The organism is Sulfurimonas indica, from assembly GCF_009192995.1.
GTDB lineage: Bacteria > Campylobacterota > Campylobacteria > Campylobacterales > Sulfurimonadaceae > Sulfurimonas > Sulfurimonas indica.
Genome location: NZ_SDID01000018.1, coordinates 12,489 through 29,211 on the forward strand (window position 1 = coordinate 12,489; position 16,723 = coordinate 29,211).

The window sequence follows — 16,723 nt, forward strand, 5'->3', positions numbered from 1 at the left end:
TTATTTTTCTATTAAAAATTATATAACTAAAATAAACGTTTAGATTTTATTTAAAAATAAAACACTGTTTCCTTTGGCATTATAATAAATCCCCATAGAGTTCTTGCGTGAGACAAAAACTCCGCGTCCGTTGAATTTTTTCGAATTTCTAAAAATCTGACTGAGTATGTGGGTATCAAACCCATCTCCCTCATCATAAATTTTTGTAACAATATATTCACTTGCAGACTCTTTGAACCTGTAAACTTCTACAAAGATCTTTTTTGAACAATCTTTTTCTAATTCATTTAACTTTTCAAAGTAAATATCTTTTTCTAGAAAATCATGTTTTGTTTGAGAATCAATACCCAAATTTCCATGCTCATAAGCATTCATATAGAGCTCTGTAAAAACAACACCTGCCTTGTAAGCCTCTTTCATATCAACATTCAACTCTTTCCAAAGCATCTCATACCAAGCAGAAGCACTCTCTACATCTTGTAATGATGTTGCAAACTCTTTCTTGCCAATAAGAGTCTCTTCTCGCATATCAAGGCTGTTAATAAATATAAGTGTCAAATCATCCTCTTGCTCTTTTATACGAGAGTTAAACTTATCTTTAAAATCTTCTCTCGTAAAAGATGTTTTAAAGTCCTCCTCTATAAAGCTCCCGTAAGATTGTTTCCCATCTTGTGTACTGTTTTCAACAATGCCGTCACTGTAAAAAAGAAACTTGTCAATATGTTGTACTTGATAATGATCTATTCTATACTCTCTCTGCCATTTACTCATCGGAGTATTGTTTGATTTAATTTTGATAATATTGTCTTGCTTGTCTTGAAGAAGAAAAGGAGGCATTGCAAACTTTGCATATTCTAAGAGACCAAAATAACTGTCAAAACATATATAGTCTATAGCTAAAACTTCATCATCAAGCAAAATTGGTCTGATAAACTCCATAGACTCACTAATAATGATATCTAAACTAAAACTGTCATGTTCAATCATCTTATCAATCAGATGATTGATAAAAGTCGTCATAATAACTGTTGTAAATGAAGCAGAGATCCCTTTGCCCATACCATCTACAAGAAGATAAAAGGTTCTGTGTTCATCGATTCTTCGGGCACTGTAAGCATCACCACTCAAAGTATCAAGTGGTCTGTAAAGAAAGTCTACTAAAGATGTTGTTTTTGAGTCTATCATCTGATAGTAAAAATCATTTCGAAGAATATTAAGTTCTTTTTCAAATGCCAGTTCTGCTTGATAGGAGGCATAAGCCTCACTCTTCTCCAAGAGTTCTAGTCTATCTTTGAACATTAAATTTTAAACTTGCTTAGTTCTGATTGTAATTTTTTGGCATCTCGTGTCAATGAATCCACTGCATTTTCTACTGTTGTTCTGAGTTCACTATTTTTCGATGCAACGTCAATAATCTCATCCATTGTTGTAATAAGTGTTTTTGTTTTTGTAGCAATAAGGACACTTTGATGCATTACATCTGTCGATTTATCTTTGGTATTCAAGAGATTCTCTTTAGTCTCATTTGAAGAGCTTATAAGCTCTTGCGCAGAGTCTGCTATCTCATTCATACTTTCTGATGTTTTATCTGTCTCTTCAGAGATCTCTACAACATTTTGTGTAATAAGATTTACATTTGCACTGATTTCAGAAAGTGATTTTTGTGTACGCTCTGCTAACTTTCTTACCTCATCAGCAACCACGGCAAAACCACGTCCATGTTCACCCGCACGTGCTGCTTCAATAGCAGCATTCAGTGCAAGAAGATTCGTCTGATCTGCAATATCAGAAATAATAGCGAGTACATCTTTGATATTTTTTGCCTGTTCTGTTAAAGATGCTACTTTGTTGACAAGATCTTGTTGCTGTTGGCTTCCATTTTCAATCGATGTCACAACTGACTCTAGTTTTACAATGAAAGTATCAAGCACATTAAAAGTACTATCTAAATCCTCTGTCACAACAATTGTGGACTCTTCAACAATGTCAAGTTTCTCACCAATTTCAGCAATTAAACCATTAACCTCTTTAATTTTATTCTCTTCAATCTGACTATTTTGTCTTAAAGTATCTATAACACTATTAAGCTTATGACTCTCTCTTGTCGTAGCCGTTGCCACATCCTGTGTATTATAAACACTCTCTTTAAATGATACAATCATTTTATGAAGTGCTCGTGAGATTTGAGAAATCTCATCATCTCCTTCTACAACCACATTACATGTCAAGTCTAAATCATTCGATACACAGCTGATCTTGCTAAGTGAGCTCTCAACACTTCTGTTTACACCACGTGCAATGATTAAGATAATAATAAAGACCGCAATTGCAAAGATACTGTATCCTAGCAGTGCAATAAGTGTATTTGTTTTATACTCTGCTTCAATATTTGCAAGTAGTTTGTCATTCTCTTTAGCTAAGTTATCATCCACTTTTTTAAGTAAATTGATCTTTTTTGTAATTGTTTTAAACCAGACAACACCATCAACACCAAAACCACCTTCATTTGCTTTAGCAACAGCAACTTTACGCATATTGTTCACTTCTGTAACAACAGATGAATTCATAATACGTTTATACATATCGACTGAATCTTTTGGAGCGATGCTCACAAATGCATCCATATAAGCATTCTGTTCTGCCATAAGCGTGATAAATTTCGCAAACATTCCAGAACCAAATTTGTCAGCAGAAAAAGTCGCACTCATAACAGCTCTCTCAATTCCGGCACGCTCTTTTGATTTTAAAAAGTTTGTATAGGCACTGAGTGCTTTTACAAGCTCTGGAGTATCAGCTAACTTCGCTGTAAGAGAAATCACGTGCAAAATATCTCTGTTCACTCCTGAATAGTAACCGACCTCATCTTTAACCGAGATTGTAAAATTATCAACACGGGAACGGATGTTTTCAATTCTTCCCATCCCATTCATAACAGCTTGAATACTTTTACGTAAACTCTCCTGATAATTTGTCAAATCAAGAGAGTTCACGTACATTTGAAGTTCTTTGAAACGACCATCTGTCAAAACTCTCTGCTTCTTTAAGATCTCACCGAATTTCTTTCCATTTGAGCCGAGAAAACCTGCACTCGCGCCCCTCTCTTTTTGTGTTTCATGTATAAGAAGAGAAAGTTTCTGTGAAAGTATATTTAACTCTTGTGCTTGTGTAATGACAGCTCTTTTTTCCAATGCTTTATTAATAGTCAACACCATGATTACCAGTGCAAAAGAGACGACAATAGCTGTAATGAGTTTGAGTTTGTTTTTAATAGTCATAATTTATACCTTCTTCACTTTAAAGAGTGTTACTAAATTTAAATCGTCAAAAAGTTCAAAAAGACTACTGTCTCCGACTTTTATAGAGAGATCAACGCCTTCTTTTTGCACCAGCTTTGTCAAATAACCGATGATGGAAGAGGTAATTGAAATAGAGTTTTTAATCGTAAGAATTATACTTTCATGTGTTTTTTTCACTTCATCAAGCATATCTTTTAAGATTTGATAGTCTCTGACTGATTTTATATTTCCGTGAATAATTATATTATTTCCTGATGATGAAATATCCATTTTTACCTCTGTTTATAGAAAATTAAAGTCTCTAATCATATCTAATTTAACCTTATTTAACCAAAAAAGCAAGCCAATCTTTCATCTTTTTCTCATAACCTATCTCTTTAAGATCAACAAAATGCAATGGTTTTGTTAAATAATTCTGCTTTACATAACCACCAAAATCATGCGGATATAAATATCCCTCATTTTGCTGTCTGATGTTCTTTGGAATCTTTAAAATTGCACCATCTTTAACAGCTTGAAGCGCTTTATTTATCGCTAAATATGCCGAATTAGACTTTGGCGAAGCACAAAGATAGATAACAGCCTGTGCTAAAATAATCCTTGCTTCGGGATAACCAATCTGTTTTACGCTTGTCAGTGTTGAAGTTGTAAGTGTTAAGGCTTGAGGATTGGCATTGCCCACATCTTCACTCGCAAGTATGACCAAACGGCGCGCTATAAAATCAGCACTCTCCCCTCCATCAATCAGCCTTGCAAGATAGTAGATGGCGGCATCAGTGTCACTGCCTCGAATCGATTTGATAAGTGCTGAAGCCAAATCATAATGCACACCCGCTTCGCTGCTTCCAGCCTGCAGGGCATTGGGACGTAAAGATTTCAGTAAATCCAGTGTTACCTCTGTACTAATGGCAGTTGCAAACTCCAGAAGTTTTAACATAGCCCTTGCATCACCACCGCTTGAGGCTATTAGATACTCTTTTGCATCTTTATCAAGTGTCAATTTTTCTCGATTTATAGCTTTGTCCAGAAGTTTTTCAAGCCCTGTGTGAGATATAGGACCAAGCTCAAAAAGCATAGAGCGGGAACGAATAGCGGAAGTGAGAGAGAAAAACGGATTCTCTGTAGAAGCACCGATAATGAGTACAGAGTTATTCTCCATTACAGGAAGCAGTACCTCTTGCTGATTTTTAGAGAGTCTATGCACTTCATCGATAAATATCAAAGGTTTCTGCAAAGCATTGGCATACTCTTTAAATATTTTTCGCAGCTCTTCAATCTTGAGTGAAGTCGCATTCATCTCATAAAAAGGCATATCCAGTGTTGTGGCAATTATTCGTGCGAGTGAGGTTTTTCCAACTCCTGCCGGTCCATAAAAAAAGCTATGACCAAGTGCACTCTTTTCACATAGTGTTCGAAGCGGGGCACCCACTTGCGTGAGATGTTCCTGCCCTACCATATCATCAAAAGATGCAGGTCGAAGCAGATAGGTAAAATCCAAGTTTTACTCTTTTTCTTTAGAAACTCTAGCCTTCTCTTTTGCCTTTCGTTTCTCTTCTTTTAAAAATTTATGTAGAGCTGAGTACTCACTGCGTGAGAGATAGCGGGTTTTACCTGTTGGAAGATTATTAAGCTCAATCTCTGCAAAACTCAGACGCTTTAGGTCAACAACTTCAGCTCCAAAGTGCGCAAAAAAACGACGCAGTTCTCTATTTTTCCCTTCTGAGAGTGCCACTTTCAACACTGAGTAATTTGGCTGATTTTTCTGAATTTTATACCCGATAAAAGGTTTAAATTCCATCGATTTGATCTTAGAATGTGAATGCGCACCAGCCGTTGCATCTTCCAGATAGATACCATTAAGCATCACATCTTCCATATCGGGAGTCACTTCTCCTTTGATTTTAATCTTATAGATTCTCTCTAAATCTGACTCCATCAAAGCCGTTGCCACATGAGAAGCATCTGTTAAAAGAAGCAGCCCTTCTGAAGCAAAGTCCAAACGCCCAACTGGAATAAAGTGACGAAAATCTTTATGAAGTGAATCGTAAATCGTTCTTCTTCCTTTTGGGTCTGACTTTGTAACGAGTTCCCCTTTTGGCTTGTTATAAACTATAACTGTATATTTTTCTTGCGGACTTACCTGTTTTCCACTGATATAGACAATATCTCTACCCTCTTCTACCTGTGTGGCAGGGTTCATCTCTATCTCGCCGTTAACACGGACATAACCATCTTGAATGGCACGGTCAGCCTCTCTGCGTGAATAGGTTGAGTAGTGTGCTATGTATTTATTTAATCTCATTATTTTATGAAATTCCTTTTTCTATCAGGGTATGAATATGAAGTACCCCTTTTATCTTTTTATTTGTATCTGTTACAACCAAAAGCTGTATCTTTTTTTCTTCTATTAAAACAAGTGCATCGCTTGCAAGCATCTCCTCATCATCGATAGAGAGCGGATTTTTTGTTGCATATTTAAGAACACTATCATCAAGTGAAAAATTTTCACTGAGCAGTGCCCGACGGACATCGCCATCACTCATCAGTGCTACAAGTCGTCCCTTTTTATCAACTATAAGTGCCGTACCGAGTCGTCCTTCACTGATAGTTAAAATCGCATCTTTTACTTTTGCATCTTCACCGATAAGCGGAAGATTCTCTGTTCGCATCAGGTTCTTTACTTTTACAAAAAGTTTTTTACCCAAAGCACCTCCAGGATGAAAAGAGGCAAAATCAGACTTTTGAAAATCACGTGCCTTCATCAAACAAACTGCAAGTGCATCACCAAGAGCAAGTGTCAGTGTCGTTGAGCTTGTCGGTGCAATATTAAGCGGACAGGCCTCACGCTCAACCGAAACCTTTATGACTAAGTCACTATATGTTCCAAGTGTTGAGTTCTCATTACGAGTCATCCCGATAAGTGGTACATCAAAACGTTTGATATGAGGAAGTATGGAACTGAGCTCTTCACTCTCTCCCGAGTAGCTAATCGCCAGTACTACATCATCACTTCCAATCATCCCCAAGTCACCATGAAGTGCTTCAGTTGGATGCAGAAAAAAACTCGGTGTTCCAGTTGAAGCAAAAGTAGCAGCCATCTTCGCACCGATGAGCCCGCTTTTACCGACACCACTTACTACAAGTTTACCTTTGCAGTTTAAAATCATCTCTACTGCTTTATCAAATTCATTACCGATTTTTTTCGAAGCTTCTTGAAGTGTTGAGGCTTCAATATCAAGTGTCTCTTGTGCAATTGTTTTATAATTCATAGGCGTATTATACCTTTTTTACCATCAAGAAGATATAATAAACAAAAACGATTTAAGGAAGTGGCTATGAGAGATACTATTGGAAAATACCTTGATACGATTGATGAGTTAAAACTTGAAGAGAGAATGCTTTGTCACAACACACTTATCTTGGGTGAGCAAGGTTCAGGGAAAACAAATCTTGCATGTAAGATACGAAACTACGTTATTGACAATGAAGTTCCAACACTTTACATGGACTTTGCAAATTCTCATGAAGATGAGGTTGAACTTCGCTATAAAGATGAACACTTTAACTATATTCGCTTTGAAGAGAGTGAAGCTTTTGATAAAGAGTTCTGTAGACTTGTTGCAGAAAAAAAACATATCTATATGGCAGTTGATCCAAAATATTTTGCAAAAAAGAGAGACGAAAGAAGTAAACTTTCAAAAATAATCTCAAAGCAAGAACTACTTGATGATTATTACTATTTTTTCCATGATATTGAAAATCTCAATGGTTTTTATACACAGTTTGAAGATTTTCTTCTCTATATGCTCTCTTTTGCCAACCTGCAAAAGTACGGTTTTACATTTTTGGCACAGCCACATGAGACATTTGAGAATCCACACCTTAAACTACTCTTCTCATTCCTCTTTCTTGGAAAGTGTTCTAATGCCAACTACTACAACACGGCAATTTTAAAAACACTCAAGAAAAACAAGTTCCTCTACCAGTACAGAACAGCTTACCCAACACTACTCTTTAATGAGATAGTAAGCTCCATGGTAAAAATAGACGAGTACGTACCAGAGCTTTAAAATGCAAAATCTTTTTGAGGAGGTTGGCTCACTTGATGTGAGATGCTATGAGGAGTTTGGGCTTACTGAAGATATCTTGATGGAACATGCTGCTGATGGAATGGCAGCATACATTCGAGCTAACTTCCCAACAAACTCCAAAATCATTATTGTCGTTGGTAGTGGGAATAACGGAGCAGATGGTATTGCCCTCTCAAGACTACTACATGGTGACTATCAAGTAAGCCTGCTTCATGCAAAAGAGCCAAAATCTCCAATGGCACAACTACAAAAAAAACGTGCCGATGCTATTAATATTCCAACAACAAAAGAACTTTTTGAGTGCGATGTAATAGTTGACGCTATCGTAGGCACTGGATTTAGTGGGAACTTCAATGAAGAGCTCACGCAGCTCATCGCGAAAATAAACACTACAAAAGCTTTTAAAATTGCCTGCGATATGCCAAGCAGTGGCTTTTTTGCAGATATTACATTGACAATGGGGGCACTTAAAAAAGCACTCTTTTTAGATGCGAACAAAGATGCAGTTGGAAAAATTCAAGTAATTGATTTAGGCATCTCACGCAAGGTTTATGAAAAAGAATCTAACTGGCAACTTCTTGATATAGAAGATCTTAAACTCCCTCACCGCCTGCGTGAGGATAGCCATAAAGGCAGTTACGGACATCTTGCAGTTATTAGCGGTGAAAAAATCGGAGCGAGTCTGCTTTGCGCAGAAGCTGCACTACGTTTTGGGTCTGGGCTTGTTACACTTGTAGGCTTTGAAAAAGAGCATTTTTTACACATTCCTCACGCATTGATGTATTCACATACGCTTCCAAAAAATACAAGCGCCCTTGCACTGGGTATGGGTTTTGGTGCTGAGTTTAGCACGAATGAACTTCTAAACTTTTTAGATAACGGTCTCCCTTTGGTAGTAGATGCCGACCTTTTTCATATGGAAATTATCAAAGATATTCTCAAACGAAAAAACATCGTCCTCACACCACATCCACGAGAGTTTGTTGCACTCTTAAAGCTCACGCATTTGGCAGATATAACAGTAGATACACTACAAAAGAAACGTTTTTACTATGTGGAACTCTTTTGCGAACATTATCCTCACGCAACACTGCTTTTAAAAGGGGCTAATGTTATCATTGGCCAAGATGAGCAATTTTTCGTCAATCCTCACGGAAGTGCAAAACTTGCAAAAGGTGGCAGTGGAGATGTACTCTCCGGACTTATTGCAGGACTTTTGGCACAAGGATACAAACCACTAGAAGCCACCATACATGCTTCACTGGCACATACAAAACTGGCAAGTAATTACAATGGTGCTGATTTTTCTCTTACGCCAGATGATTTAATAGCAGGTATTGGTAATCTATAAGATTGCTTATGTTATAAATCAATAATTAATATAAATATAGGAAACACTATAATGGATAACAAACTAAAAATTGGAAAATATGAACTAGGCAGTCGTCTTATCGTTGGAAGTGGGAAGTATGACACATTTCAGATGACCAAAGAGGCAACACTGGCATCGGGAAGTGAGCTTATCACTGTTGCAGTACGCCGCTTAAACATCACTGACCCGGACAAAGAGAACTTACGTGATACTTTTGCAGGGACAAATGTGAAATTCTTACCAAACTCTGCAGGGTGTGTAACAGCTGAAGAGGCAATCACTACTTTTCGTCTTACACGTGAGGCAACAGGCATTGATCTTATCAAGCTTGAAGTTATCGGCGATACGCAAAAAACACTCTATCCTGATGTGTTAGAGACTATCAAAGCATGTGAAGTACTTTATAAAGACGGTTTTACAATTATGGCATACACTTCAGATGACCCGATCATGGCAAAACGCCTCGAAGATGCAGGGGCTCACGCTGTTATGCCTCTGGCAGCTCCTATTGGAAGTGGGCTTGGTGTACAAAACCCTTACAATGTTGTTTTTGTACGTGAAGCGGTAGATGTTCCAGTAATTGTGGATGCGGGAATCGGATGTGCAAGTGATGCTGCCTATGCTATGGAGCTTGGTGCTGAAGGAGTTTTAACAAACACAGCAATCGCACAGTCTTCAGACCCAATAGCTATGGCTGAAGCAATGAAGCATGCCGTTATTGCCGGCCGTATGAGTTATCTCGCAGGAAGAATTCCTAAAAAACCTTACGCTACGGCATCTAGCCCTGTTGATGGACTCATTCAGTTCTAGACGTTAAACTTCTTTGAGAGATGGGTCATCAGAAGAAGCTGTCCCATCCCCTCAAAAAACTTCTCGATCCCCATCTCTTTTGCCTCTAGTGACTTTTTCAAAGCCGAATAAAAAACAAGTTGTGACTCATTTGAAGCCTGCATATAGGTATCGATAATATAATCTAGTGTCAATGTAATCACTTCACCATTGACTTCAAAATCTATACTTGATGCAGGATTGACTCCCTCTTGGGCTAAAATTTCTCGGCACCCTTTTGCGATATCCATCTAAATAATCCCCATAAGTGAAAGCATTACTACAAACATCGCAACAGGTGTGATGTAGCGAAGTGAAAAGTACCAAGTTCCATAAGCCCAGCCAAGCTGTGGCTTGACAACTTTTTTAACTTCGCTCTCAGGAATGATATAACCGACAAAAACAGCCATAATAAGTCCGCCAAGTGGCAGCATAATAGCCGCTGTCACATAATCAACCCAGTCAAAGAAGTTCTTGCCTCCCCAAGTAAGCATCTCTTTAGCACCATCTATATTTGAGAGAATCGCAAAAACACCAAAAAACCAAAAGAAAAAGCCCATAGAGAGTGAAGACTTCATACGACTCCAACCAAATCTATCTATAAAATACTGTACCATTGGCTCAACAAGTGAAACCGAAGATGTAAGTCCGGCGAATGCAAGTGCTAAAAAGAAAAGAACAGCAAACACATTACCAATGATTCCCATCTCATAAAAAGCAGCAGGCAATGAGATAAAGACAAGTCCGGGACCTTTTGCAGGGCCTGAGCCATATTGGTACAAAAATGTAAAGAGCATAAGCCCTGCCACAATGGCAATGGCCGTATCTAAAAAAGCAACCCAAAAAGCACTCTTAACTAAGCTCGCGCCCTTTTCAAGAGAAGCTGCATAGGTCATAATAGCACCCATACCAAGACTAAGCGTAAAGAAGGCATGCCCAACAGCCACAACAAATGCTTCAGAGTTTACTTTGGACCAATCTGCATAGAACATAAACTCAACAGCTTGGGAAAATGCCCCAAGTGTTGTTGCATAAGCGAACATAGCACCCAAAATAAGCATTAAGGCAGGCATCAGATAAAAATTTAACTTCTCAATCCCGCCTTTAATCCCTCTGTGAACAACATAGGTAATAAATAAAAATGAGAGTGTATGGTAAAAAAGCTGTGTCAAAAAATCGGAATGAAGCATTAAGGTAAATGTTGTCTCAGCCTCTTTTACCGTCGCAGGTAAAGTTGTTAATGACGTAGCAATATAGTTAAAGATCCATCCAATAACAACAGAGTAAAATATCATAATAAAAAGACCAGCTAAAGCTTGAAACCCGCCAAACTTCCAAAGTTCTTTATTTTTTGGTGCTAATTCTTCAAACGATGTAACAGCATCACGACGCCCAAGATACCCGATAAGCATTTCCGCTATCAAAATAGAAAAGCCGATAAAAAGAACTGTAAAGAGATAAATAAGTACGAATGCTCCGCCACCATATTCGCCGGTAATGTATGGAAATTTCCAAATATTTCCAAGTCCAACAGCAGATCCTGCCGCAGCTAAAATAAACCCTATCCTACTAAATCTTGCTATCTTCATATATAACTTTCCCTTTTTCTTAGGCTAATTATACTTAAAAAGATCATTTTTTTAAAGAAATTGAGAAATACTATTGACAAATGAAGCGTTATTGACTATAATTTCGCCTCATTAATCAGCATAACTGCTTGTTTAATGTGTAGGTCGGGGTGTAGCTCAGTATGGTTAGAGTACTTGGTTTGGGACCAAGGGGCCGAAGGTTCGAGTCCTTTCACCCCGACCATTTTTTTTCAAATCACAACTTTTTATATTTAAAGATCAATAAAAGATGGTGGGATTAGCTCAGTTGGTTAGAGCACTAGTTTGTGGCACTGGGGGCCGCGAGTTCGAATCTCGTATCCCACCCCATGAATTTTAAATATAAACAAACATATAACAATTATTGACGCGTCCGTGGCTCAACTGGATAGAGTTTCGGATTTCGGCTCCGAGGGTTATAGGTTCGAATCCTATCGGGCGTACCACTTTATGATTTGAATGCACTAAAGCAATTTGACTTAGATTGTTCAACTGATAACATGAGCGTCCTTAGCTCAGCTGGATAGAGCAACGCCCTTCTAAGGCGTAGGTCAAAGGTTCGAATCCTTTAGGGCGTACCACTTAATATTGTTTGTCAGAAGTGACACTAAAAACTTAACCACGCGGACGTGGTGAAATTGGTAGACACGCCAGACTTAGGATCTGGTGCCGCAAGGTGTGGAGGTTCAAGTCCTCTCGTCCGCACCATTAGCCTAAATTAGGCACTTTCAAAGCTTTTAAACTTTATTAAAATCTCGCTTTAAAAAAACCAGGGTACTGTATAGGGTACGGTTTCAGTTTTTCTAAATTTTATATAAAATATATTATCTATTTATCATATTTAAGTAACTTTCTTTTCTGAACTCACTTTTTACAACTCGATATAACTTCATATATCTCCATATAATAAAAATCTACCTATTTACTCTTTATGGACACTCATTATTTTTAGCTGTATCATTACCTCGTTTAAATTATTCAACGGGGTACCAAGTGTTTTCACTCCCAAGTGAAGGAAGCTAACTTTGGCTTCCCGTTGAGTAATTCAATACAGGAACACTTGGTACCTGTTCCTCACTCAATCACATTCCAATGTTAAAACTACAAATGATAGGCGTATTATCAAGCGTCTGGTGAAGTAGATATATCATTTATGAGTAATATCATAGTTAAAAGGCATAATGGGTACCTGGTATATTGAACAAAAAGTAGAAATTGATACAGTTGCGGCTGGTTCTCACAGGGAAACTAAAAGAGGAATCGACTACACGCAGATTTGGGCGCTGTGGATGATACTATGCTCTCATCACCTTCTCATACCCGACCTAAACCAAAAACTCTCACATATTTGGCATGGAACAAGCTGTACAGCACAACCGACAGCTGATGGTATGCTCTTACTGAGCGTGTAAAAGGCAAAGAGGCACAAATCGACCGACCGATCGAAGTGACGGAATTATAACATATTTTTTACATATGGAAAAATCGAGAGCCTAGAAGTCTGCCCAAGTTTTTGGCAGATTTTAAGCCCAAACTACAGTTTCTCACTCCCTTCTCGTTCTGGAATTCAACCAATATCATATAAACTTATTTATTGCAATCTTCGCTAAAGCACTAATGCTTATCCCTAGTTCTTTCGCAGCAGATTCAATCTTCGCTTTTTCATCTTTAGTAACATTAATAAAAATCTGTTCGCTTGCTTTTTCATTTGCATCTTTTTTAGGTCTGCCACCTTTGTTCTTTTTTCCTTTACTCATGTCAGCAGATTTTATAAATTTATTCTCTTTGTCTGTTATTTCTAAATCATCAAGGTCTTTAATTTTAGCCATGTTCTTTCCTTATTTATTATTAGTATAAAACCTATAAAAAACTATTTATTAAGTAGTTTATATATCTCTTTTACAAGTTGTTTGATTTCTACTTGAGCAGCACCTTTTTTATTGTACTCTTTTACTGTAAGCCCTTCACCATAACTATTTTTATAATCTGCTCTTGTGTGAAGCGTAGTATCTAATAAATTAAAATAGTTGCTTTTATCTTTTATATACTCTCGTAAATCTTTGAGCTTGTTTTTTGATCGACTATCTACATTGTTAAGGAGTACATTGGTTTTTATAGTCTTACCCAGTGCTTGACTTGCCTCTTTGAGGATTTTTCTAAATTTTTGAAGACCAAAAATCTCTATTTGTGAAATGCCTACCGGTGTAATAATAAGGTCAGCTTTAATCAAAGCAGCTCTATTAATATCACTATCATACCCACCACTATCAATTATAAGCAAATTGTTTTTATTTTTGGAGTAAGTACTGATCAATTCTTTAAAATCTATATCTTCATCTTTTATACATTTAATACAAGGAAGATTTTCCTGCTCGCGTAATTGATTAAAAAGAATAGCGGAGTTTTGAGAGTCCAAATCTAACAAAGCCAGATCTTTATATTTCTTTTGTATTTGATATGCGAAGTTGATCGCAATGGTACTTTTACCAACGCCACCCTTTTGATGACCAAATAGTACTATCATAATAAATACTCCTTTTAATAGAGTATTATATATGTTTTATACTTGAATAATACTTATTAATATTAAAAAGATCTATATTTAATTATAGTAATACCATAATACAAATTATAAAAACAATTTTGAAGAAAATGCTTTCCTAGAGAAGTATATACATTGAATAAATAGAATGAAAGAATTTAGGATATAGAGTCCTTATATAACTCCTACAAACGACTTTTTGATATAATAAATAAAAATAAAATTTGTTATACAAAAAAGGTCACAATCAATCATGACAAAAGCTAAAGCATCGAAAAAACAAAAGAGTATGGAAGAGACTCTTTGGGAGAGTGCAAACAAACTTCGCGGTACTGTAGAGTCCAGCGAATATAAACATATCGTTCTTGGGCTTATCTTTTTAAAATTTGTTAGTGATAAGTTTGAAGAGAGAAAAGAACAACTCATAGCTGAGGGAAAAGAGGTATTTGTAGATATGGTGGAGTTTTACACTATGGAGAATGTTTTTTATCTTCCTAAAATCTCAAGATGGTCGTACATAAAACAACATGCCAAACAAGATGATATAGCCCTCAAAATAGATACTGCATTAGCAACCGTTGAGAAAAATAACCCATCGCTTAAAGGTGCTTTACCAGATAATTACTTTTCAAGGCTTGGACTTGATGTGAGCAAACTCTCATCTCTTATAGATACTATCAACAACATTAACACAATAGAAGACAAGTCACACGATATAGTTGGAAGAGTGTACGAGTACTTTTTAAGTAAATTTGCCATAGCTGAGGGAAAAGGTAAAGGGGAATTTTACACTCCAAAATCTATAGTAAACCTTATAGCCAATATGATAGAACCATATAAAGGTAAGATATACGATCCTGCTTGTGGAAGTGGTGGTATGTTTGTGCAGTCTATGAAGTTTGTAGATGCACACAATGGGAACAAAAAAGATATATCTATTTACGGACAAGAATATACTGCAACTACTTACAAACTGGCAAAAATGAACTTAGCTATCAGAGGAATATCTGCAAATCTTGGAGATGTACCAGCCGATACATTTCACAAAGACCAACACCCTGATCTAAAAGCTGACTTCATCATGGCAAATCCTCCATTTAATCAAAAAGATTGGCGAGGGGAAAATGAACTACTAGATGATCCACGATGGGCAGGGTATGAAGTGCCTCCAAAATCAAATGCAAACTATGCTTGGATACTAAACATGGTATCTAAACTATCTGTTAACGGTGTAGCTGGATTTATCTTGGCAAATGGAGCATTAAGTGGTGGTGGTGAAGAATATAAGATACGAAAAAAACTTATAGAAAATGACTTAGTAGAGGCTATTTTAATACTTCCTCAAAATATGTTTTATACAACCAATATAAGTGTAACTCTTTGGATACTAAATGCCAATAAAAAAGAGAGAACTTTTGAGCAAAATGGTAAAACTAAAACTCATAGAGATAGAACTAATGAGATACTTTTTATGGACTTACGACAAAAGGGAGTGCCTTTTGAGAAAAAATATATTCAATTTGATGAAGAGACCATCGAAGAAATAGCATCTACTTATCACACTTGGCAAAGTGATAAAAAAGTATATGAAGATATACCAGAGTTTTGTTACTCTGCTTCTAAAGAAGAAGTAGCAAAAAAAGATTACTCACTTGTTCCTAGTAAATATATAGAGTTTATAAATCGTGATGAAAATATAGACTTTGATACAAAAATGAAAAAACTACAAAGTGAGTTTAAAACTCTGTTAGAAGAGGAAGAAAAATCTAAAAAAGAACTATTAACAGTATTTGAAGAGTTGGGTTATGAAATCAAACTATAAACCAATCGGGGAATTTATACAACTTGTTGATAATCGAAATAGTGAACTTAAAAATCTTCCATTAATTGGTGTAACAGTAAATAAAAAGTTTATTCCATCAGTTGCAAATACTGTCGGTACAAATATGAAAAACTATAAGTTGATTAAAAAAAATCAATTTGCCTGTAGTCTTATGCAAGTTCGAAGAGATGGTAAAATACCAGTAGCACTCATGGAAGATGAAGAAGCAATTATCTCACAAGCCTATCCCGTATTTGAGATAATAGATACTAATAAATTATTACCTCAATATTTGATGATGTGGATGAGTAGAAGTGAGTTTGATAGAGAAGCATGTTTTTATGCTGTTGGTGGAGTAAGAGGAAGTTTAGAGTGGGAAGACTTTTGTGCTATGCAATTACCAGTCCCATCAATAGAAAAACAAAGAGAGATGGTAAAAGAGTACAAAACTATCACAGATAGAATCAAACTCAATGAACAACTTAACAAAAAGCTAGAAGAGACTGCACAAGCTATCTATAAAGAGTGGTTTGTGGATTTTGAGTTTCCAAATAAGGATGGTAAGCCTTATAAATCTAATGGTGGGGAGATGGTTTATTGTGATGAGTTGGATATGGAAATACCTGTTGAATGGAATTATACAGAACTTACAAAGCTTTCAGATATAACAGCTGGTGGTGATAAGCCTACAAATGTAACACATGTACAAAGTAATAATTTTAATATTCCAATATATGCAAATAGCACCGAAAAAGAAGGTTTATATGGTTTTACTAATCAAGCAAAAATAACAAAAAAAGCAATAACAATTTCAGCTAGAGGTGCAATCATTGGTTATACAGTACTACGATTAAGCCCATTTGTACCAATTGTAAGGCTAATCGTTATTGTTCCAAAAAAGGAGGAACTAACTAATTATTTATACGAGACAGTTAAAAACTTTACATTTCATAATGAATCTTCAGCTCAAGGACAACTGACAGTACCTAGTATTTCATTATATAAAATATTAAAACCAAATTCTCGTACTTTAAAAAAATTTCAAAACTTAACAAATGTACTTATAAATATTAAAGAGAATCATAAATTTGAAATAGACTATTTAAAGAAATTCAAGGCAGTATTACTTTCAAAAATGGCAACTATTCAGGATTGATGCAATAAA

The 16,723-nt window shown here is 36.3% G+C and carries 16 protein-coding genes and 5 tRNA genes; 11 read left to right on the top strand and 10 right to left on the bottom strand.

Annotated elements, in window-relative coordinates:
* Positions 1 to 39 precede the first annotated feature (39 nt).
* The 6 genes from ES948_RS08525 to ES948_RS08550 are packed head-to-tail and all read right to left on the bottom strand — an operon-like array spanning position 40 to position 6,565.
* Positions 40 to 1,299 carry an ATP-binding SpoIIE family protein phosphatase gene (locus tag ES948_RS08525; RefSeq protein ID WP_152184530.1) on the bottom strand — a complete coding sequence of 420 codons (1,260 nt, stop codon included), beginning with the start codon at positions 1,297 to 1,299 and terminating at the stop codon, positions 40 to 42.
* Positions 1,299 to 3,275, bottom strand: coding sequence for a methyl-accepting chemotaxis protein (locus ES948_RS08530; RefSeq protein WP_152184531.1), 1,977 nt, complete (start codon positions 3,273 to 3,275; stop codon positions 1,299 to 1,301). Before ES948_RS08530 ends, ES948_RS08525 begins: the two co-directional genes overlap by 1 nt.
* Positions 3,276 to 3,278: 3 nt before the next feature.
* A complete protein-coding gene (locus ES948_RS08535) occupies positions 3,279 to 3,566 on the bottom strand; it encodes a hypothetical protein (RefSeq protein WP_152184532.1) in 288 nt (95 codons plus the stop codon).
* A gap of 52 nt (positions 3,567 to 3,618) precedes the next feature.
* Positions 3,619 to 4,794 carry a replication-associated recombination protein A gene (locus ES948_RS08540; protein WP_152184533.1) on the bottom strand — a complete coding sequence of 392 codons (1,176 nt, stop codon included), beginning with the start codon at positions 4,792 to 4,794 and terminating at the stop codon, positions 3,619 to 3,621.
* A gap of 3 nt (positions 4,795 to 4,797) precedes the next feature.
* Positions 4,798 to 5,598: a pseudouridine synthase gene (locus tag ES948_RS08545; protein ID WP_152184534.1), complete on the bottom strand. Its 801-nt coding sequence runs from the start codon at positions 5,596 to 5,598 to the stop codon at positions 4,798 to 4,800.
* 4 nt (positions 5,599 to 5,602) lie between these two features.
* Complete coding sequence (locus ES948_RS08550; RefSeq protein ID WP_152184535.1) at positions 5,603 to 6,565, bottom strand: KpsF/GutQ family sugar-phosphate isomerase; 963 nt, start codon at positions 6,563 to 6,565, stop codon at positions 5,603 to 5,605.
* A 66-nt stretch (positions 6,566 to 6,631) separates the two neighbouring features.
* Here ES948_RS08550 and ES948_RS08555 point away from each other — a divergent pair, with 66 nt between their 5' ends.
* The 3 genes from ES948_RS08555 to ES948_RS08565 are packed head-to-tail and all read left to right on the top strand — an operon-like array spanning position 6,632 to position 9,569.
* A complete protein-coding gene (locus ES948_RS08555; protein WP_152184536.1) occupies positions 6,632 to 7,366 on the top strand; it encodes an ATP-binding protein in 735 nt (244 codons plus the stop codon).
* 1 nt (position 7,367) lies between these two features.
* Positions 7,368 to 8,738 carry an NAD(P)H-hydrate dehydratase gene (locus tag ES948_RS08560; protein WP_152184537.1) on the top strand — a complete coding sequence of 457 codons (1,371 nt, stop codon included), beginning with the start codon at positions 7,368 to 7,370 and terminating at the stop codon, positions 8,736 to 8,738.
* A gap of 51 nt (positions 8,739 to 8,789) precedes the next feature.
* Entirely contained in the window at positions 8,790 to 9,569 is a 780-nt protein-coding gene (locus ES948_RS08565) for a thiazole synthase (protein ID WP_152184538.1), read from the top strand.
* Here the strand turns inward: ES948_RS08565 and ES948_RS08570 are convergent.
* Together ES948_RS08570 and ES948_RS08575 are read right to left on the bottom strand one after the other, a co-directional pair.
* Positions 9,566 to 9,838: a hypothetical protein gene (locus tag ES948_RS08570; protein ID WP_152184539.1), complete on the bottom strand. Its 273-nt coding sequence runs from the start codon at positions 9,836 to 9,838 to the stop codon at positions 9,566 to 9,568. The two genes, ES948_RS08565 and ES948_RS08570, sit on opposite strands and share 4 nt — an antisense overlap.
* Positions 9,839 to 11,176 carry a sodium-dependent transporter gene (locus tag ES948_RS08575; RefSeq protein WP_152184540.1) on the bottom strand — a complete coding sequence of 446 codons (1,338 nt, stop codon included), beginning with the start codon at positions 11,174 to 11,176 and terminating at the stop codon, positions 9,839 to 9,841.
* 145 nt (positions 11,177 to 11,321) lie between these two features.
* On the opposite strand from ES948_RS08575, the gene ES948_RS08580 reads away from it, so the two are divergent.
* From ES948_RS08580 to ES948_RS08605, 6 genes are all read left to right on the top strand, one after another.
* Positions 11,322 to 11,399, top strand: a tRNA-Pro gene (locus tag ES948_RS08580).
* Positions 11,400 to 11,447: 48 nt separating this feature from the next.
* Positions 11,448 to 11,524: transfer RNA gene (locus ES948_RS08585), tRNA-His, on the top strand.
* Positions 11,525 to 11,563: 39 nt separating this feature from the next.
* Positions 11,564 to 11,640: transfer RNA gene (locus ES948_RS08590), tRNA-Arg, on the top strand.
* Between the two features lie 58 nt (positions 11,641 to 11,698).
* Positions 11,699 to 11,775 (top strand) — tRNA-Arg (locus tag ES948_RS08595).
* Between the two features lie 42 nt (positions 11,776 to 11,817).
* Positions 11,818 to 11,902: transfer RNA gene (locus tag ES948_RS08600), tRNA-Leu, on the top strand.
* 473 nt (positions 11,903 to 12,375) lie between these two features.
* Positions 12,376 to 12,606: a hypothetical protein gene (locus tag ES948_RS08605; RefSeq protein ID WP_152184541.1), complete on the top strand. Its 231-nt coding sequence runs from the start codon at positions 12,376 to 12,378 to the stop codon at positions 12,604 to 12,606.
* A 165-nt stretch (positions 12,607 to 12,771) separates the two neighbouring features.
* On the opposite strand, the gene ES948_RS08610 is transcribed toward ES948_RS08605, so the two are convergent.
* Together ES948_RS08610 and ES948_RS08615 are read right to left on the bottom strand one after the other, a co-directional pair.
* Positions 12,772 to 13,023: a hypothetical protein gene (locus tag ES948_RS08610; RefSeq protein ID WP_152184542.1), complete on the bottom strand. Its 252-nt coding sequence runs from the start codon at positions 13,021 to 13,023 to the stop codon at positions 12,772 to 12,774.
* Positions 13,024 to 13,064: 41 nt separating this feature from the next.
* Positions 13,065 to 13,718 (bottom strand): AAA family ATPase, encoded by a 654-nt coding sequence (locus tag ES948_RS08615; RefSeq protein WP_152184543.1) that lies wholly within the window; start codon positions 13,716 to 13,718, stop codon positions 13,065 to 13,067.
* Between the two features lie 271 nt (positions 13,719 to 13,989).
* Between ES948_RS08615 and ES948_RS08620 the strand changes: the two genes are divergently transcribed.
* Positions 13,990 to 15,558, top strand: a complete 1,569-nt coding sequence (locus ES948_RS08620) for a type I restriction-modification system subunit M (RefSeq protein WP_152184544.1) — start codon at positions 13,990 to 13,992, stop codon at positions 15,556 to 15,558.
* A complete protein-coding gene (locus ES948_RS08625; protein WP_152184545.1) occupies positions 15,542 to 16,714 on the top strand; it encodes a restriction endonuclease subunit S in 1,173 nt (390 codons plus the stop codon). The genes ES948_RS08620 and ES948_RS08625 overlap by 17 nt, the downstream gene beginning before the upstream one ends.
* Positions 16,715 to 16,723 lie beyond the last annotated feature (9 nt).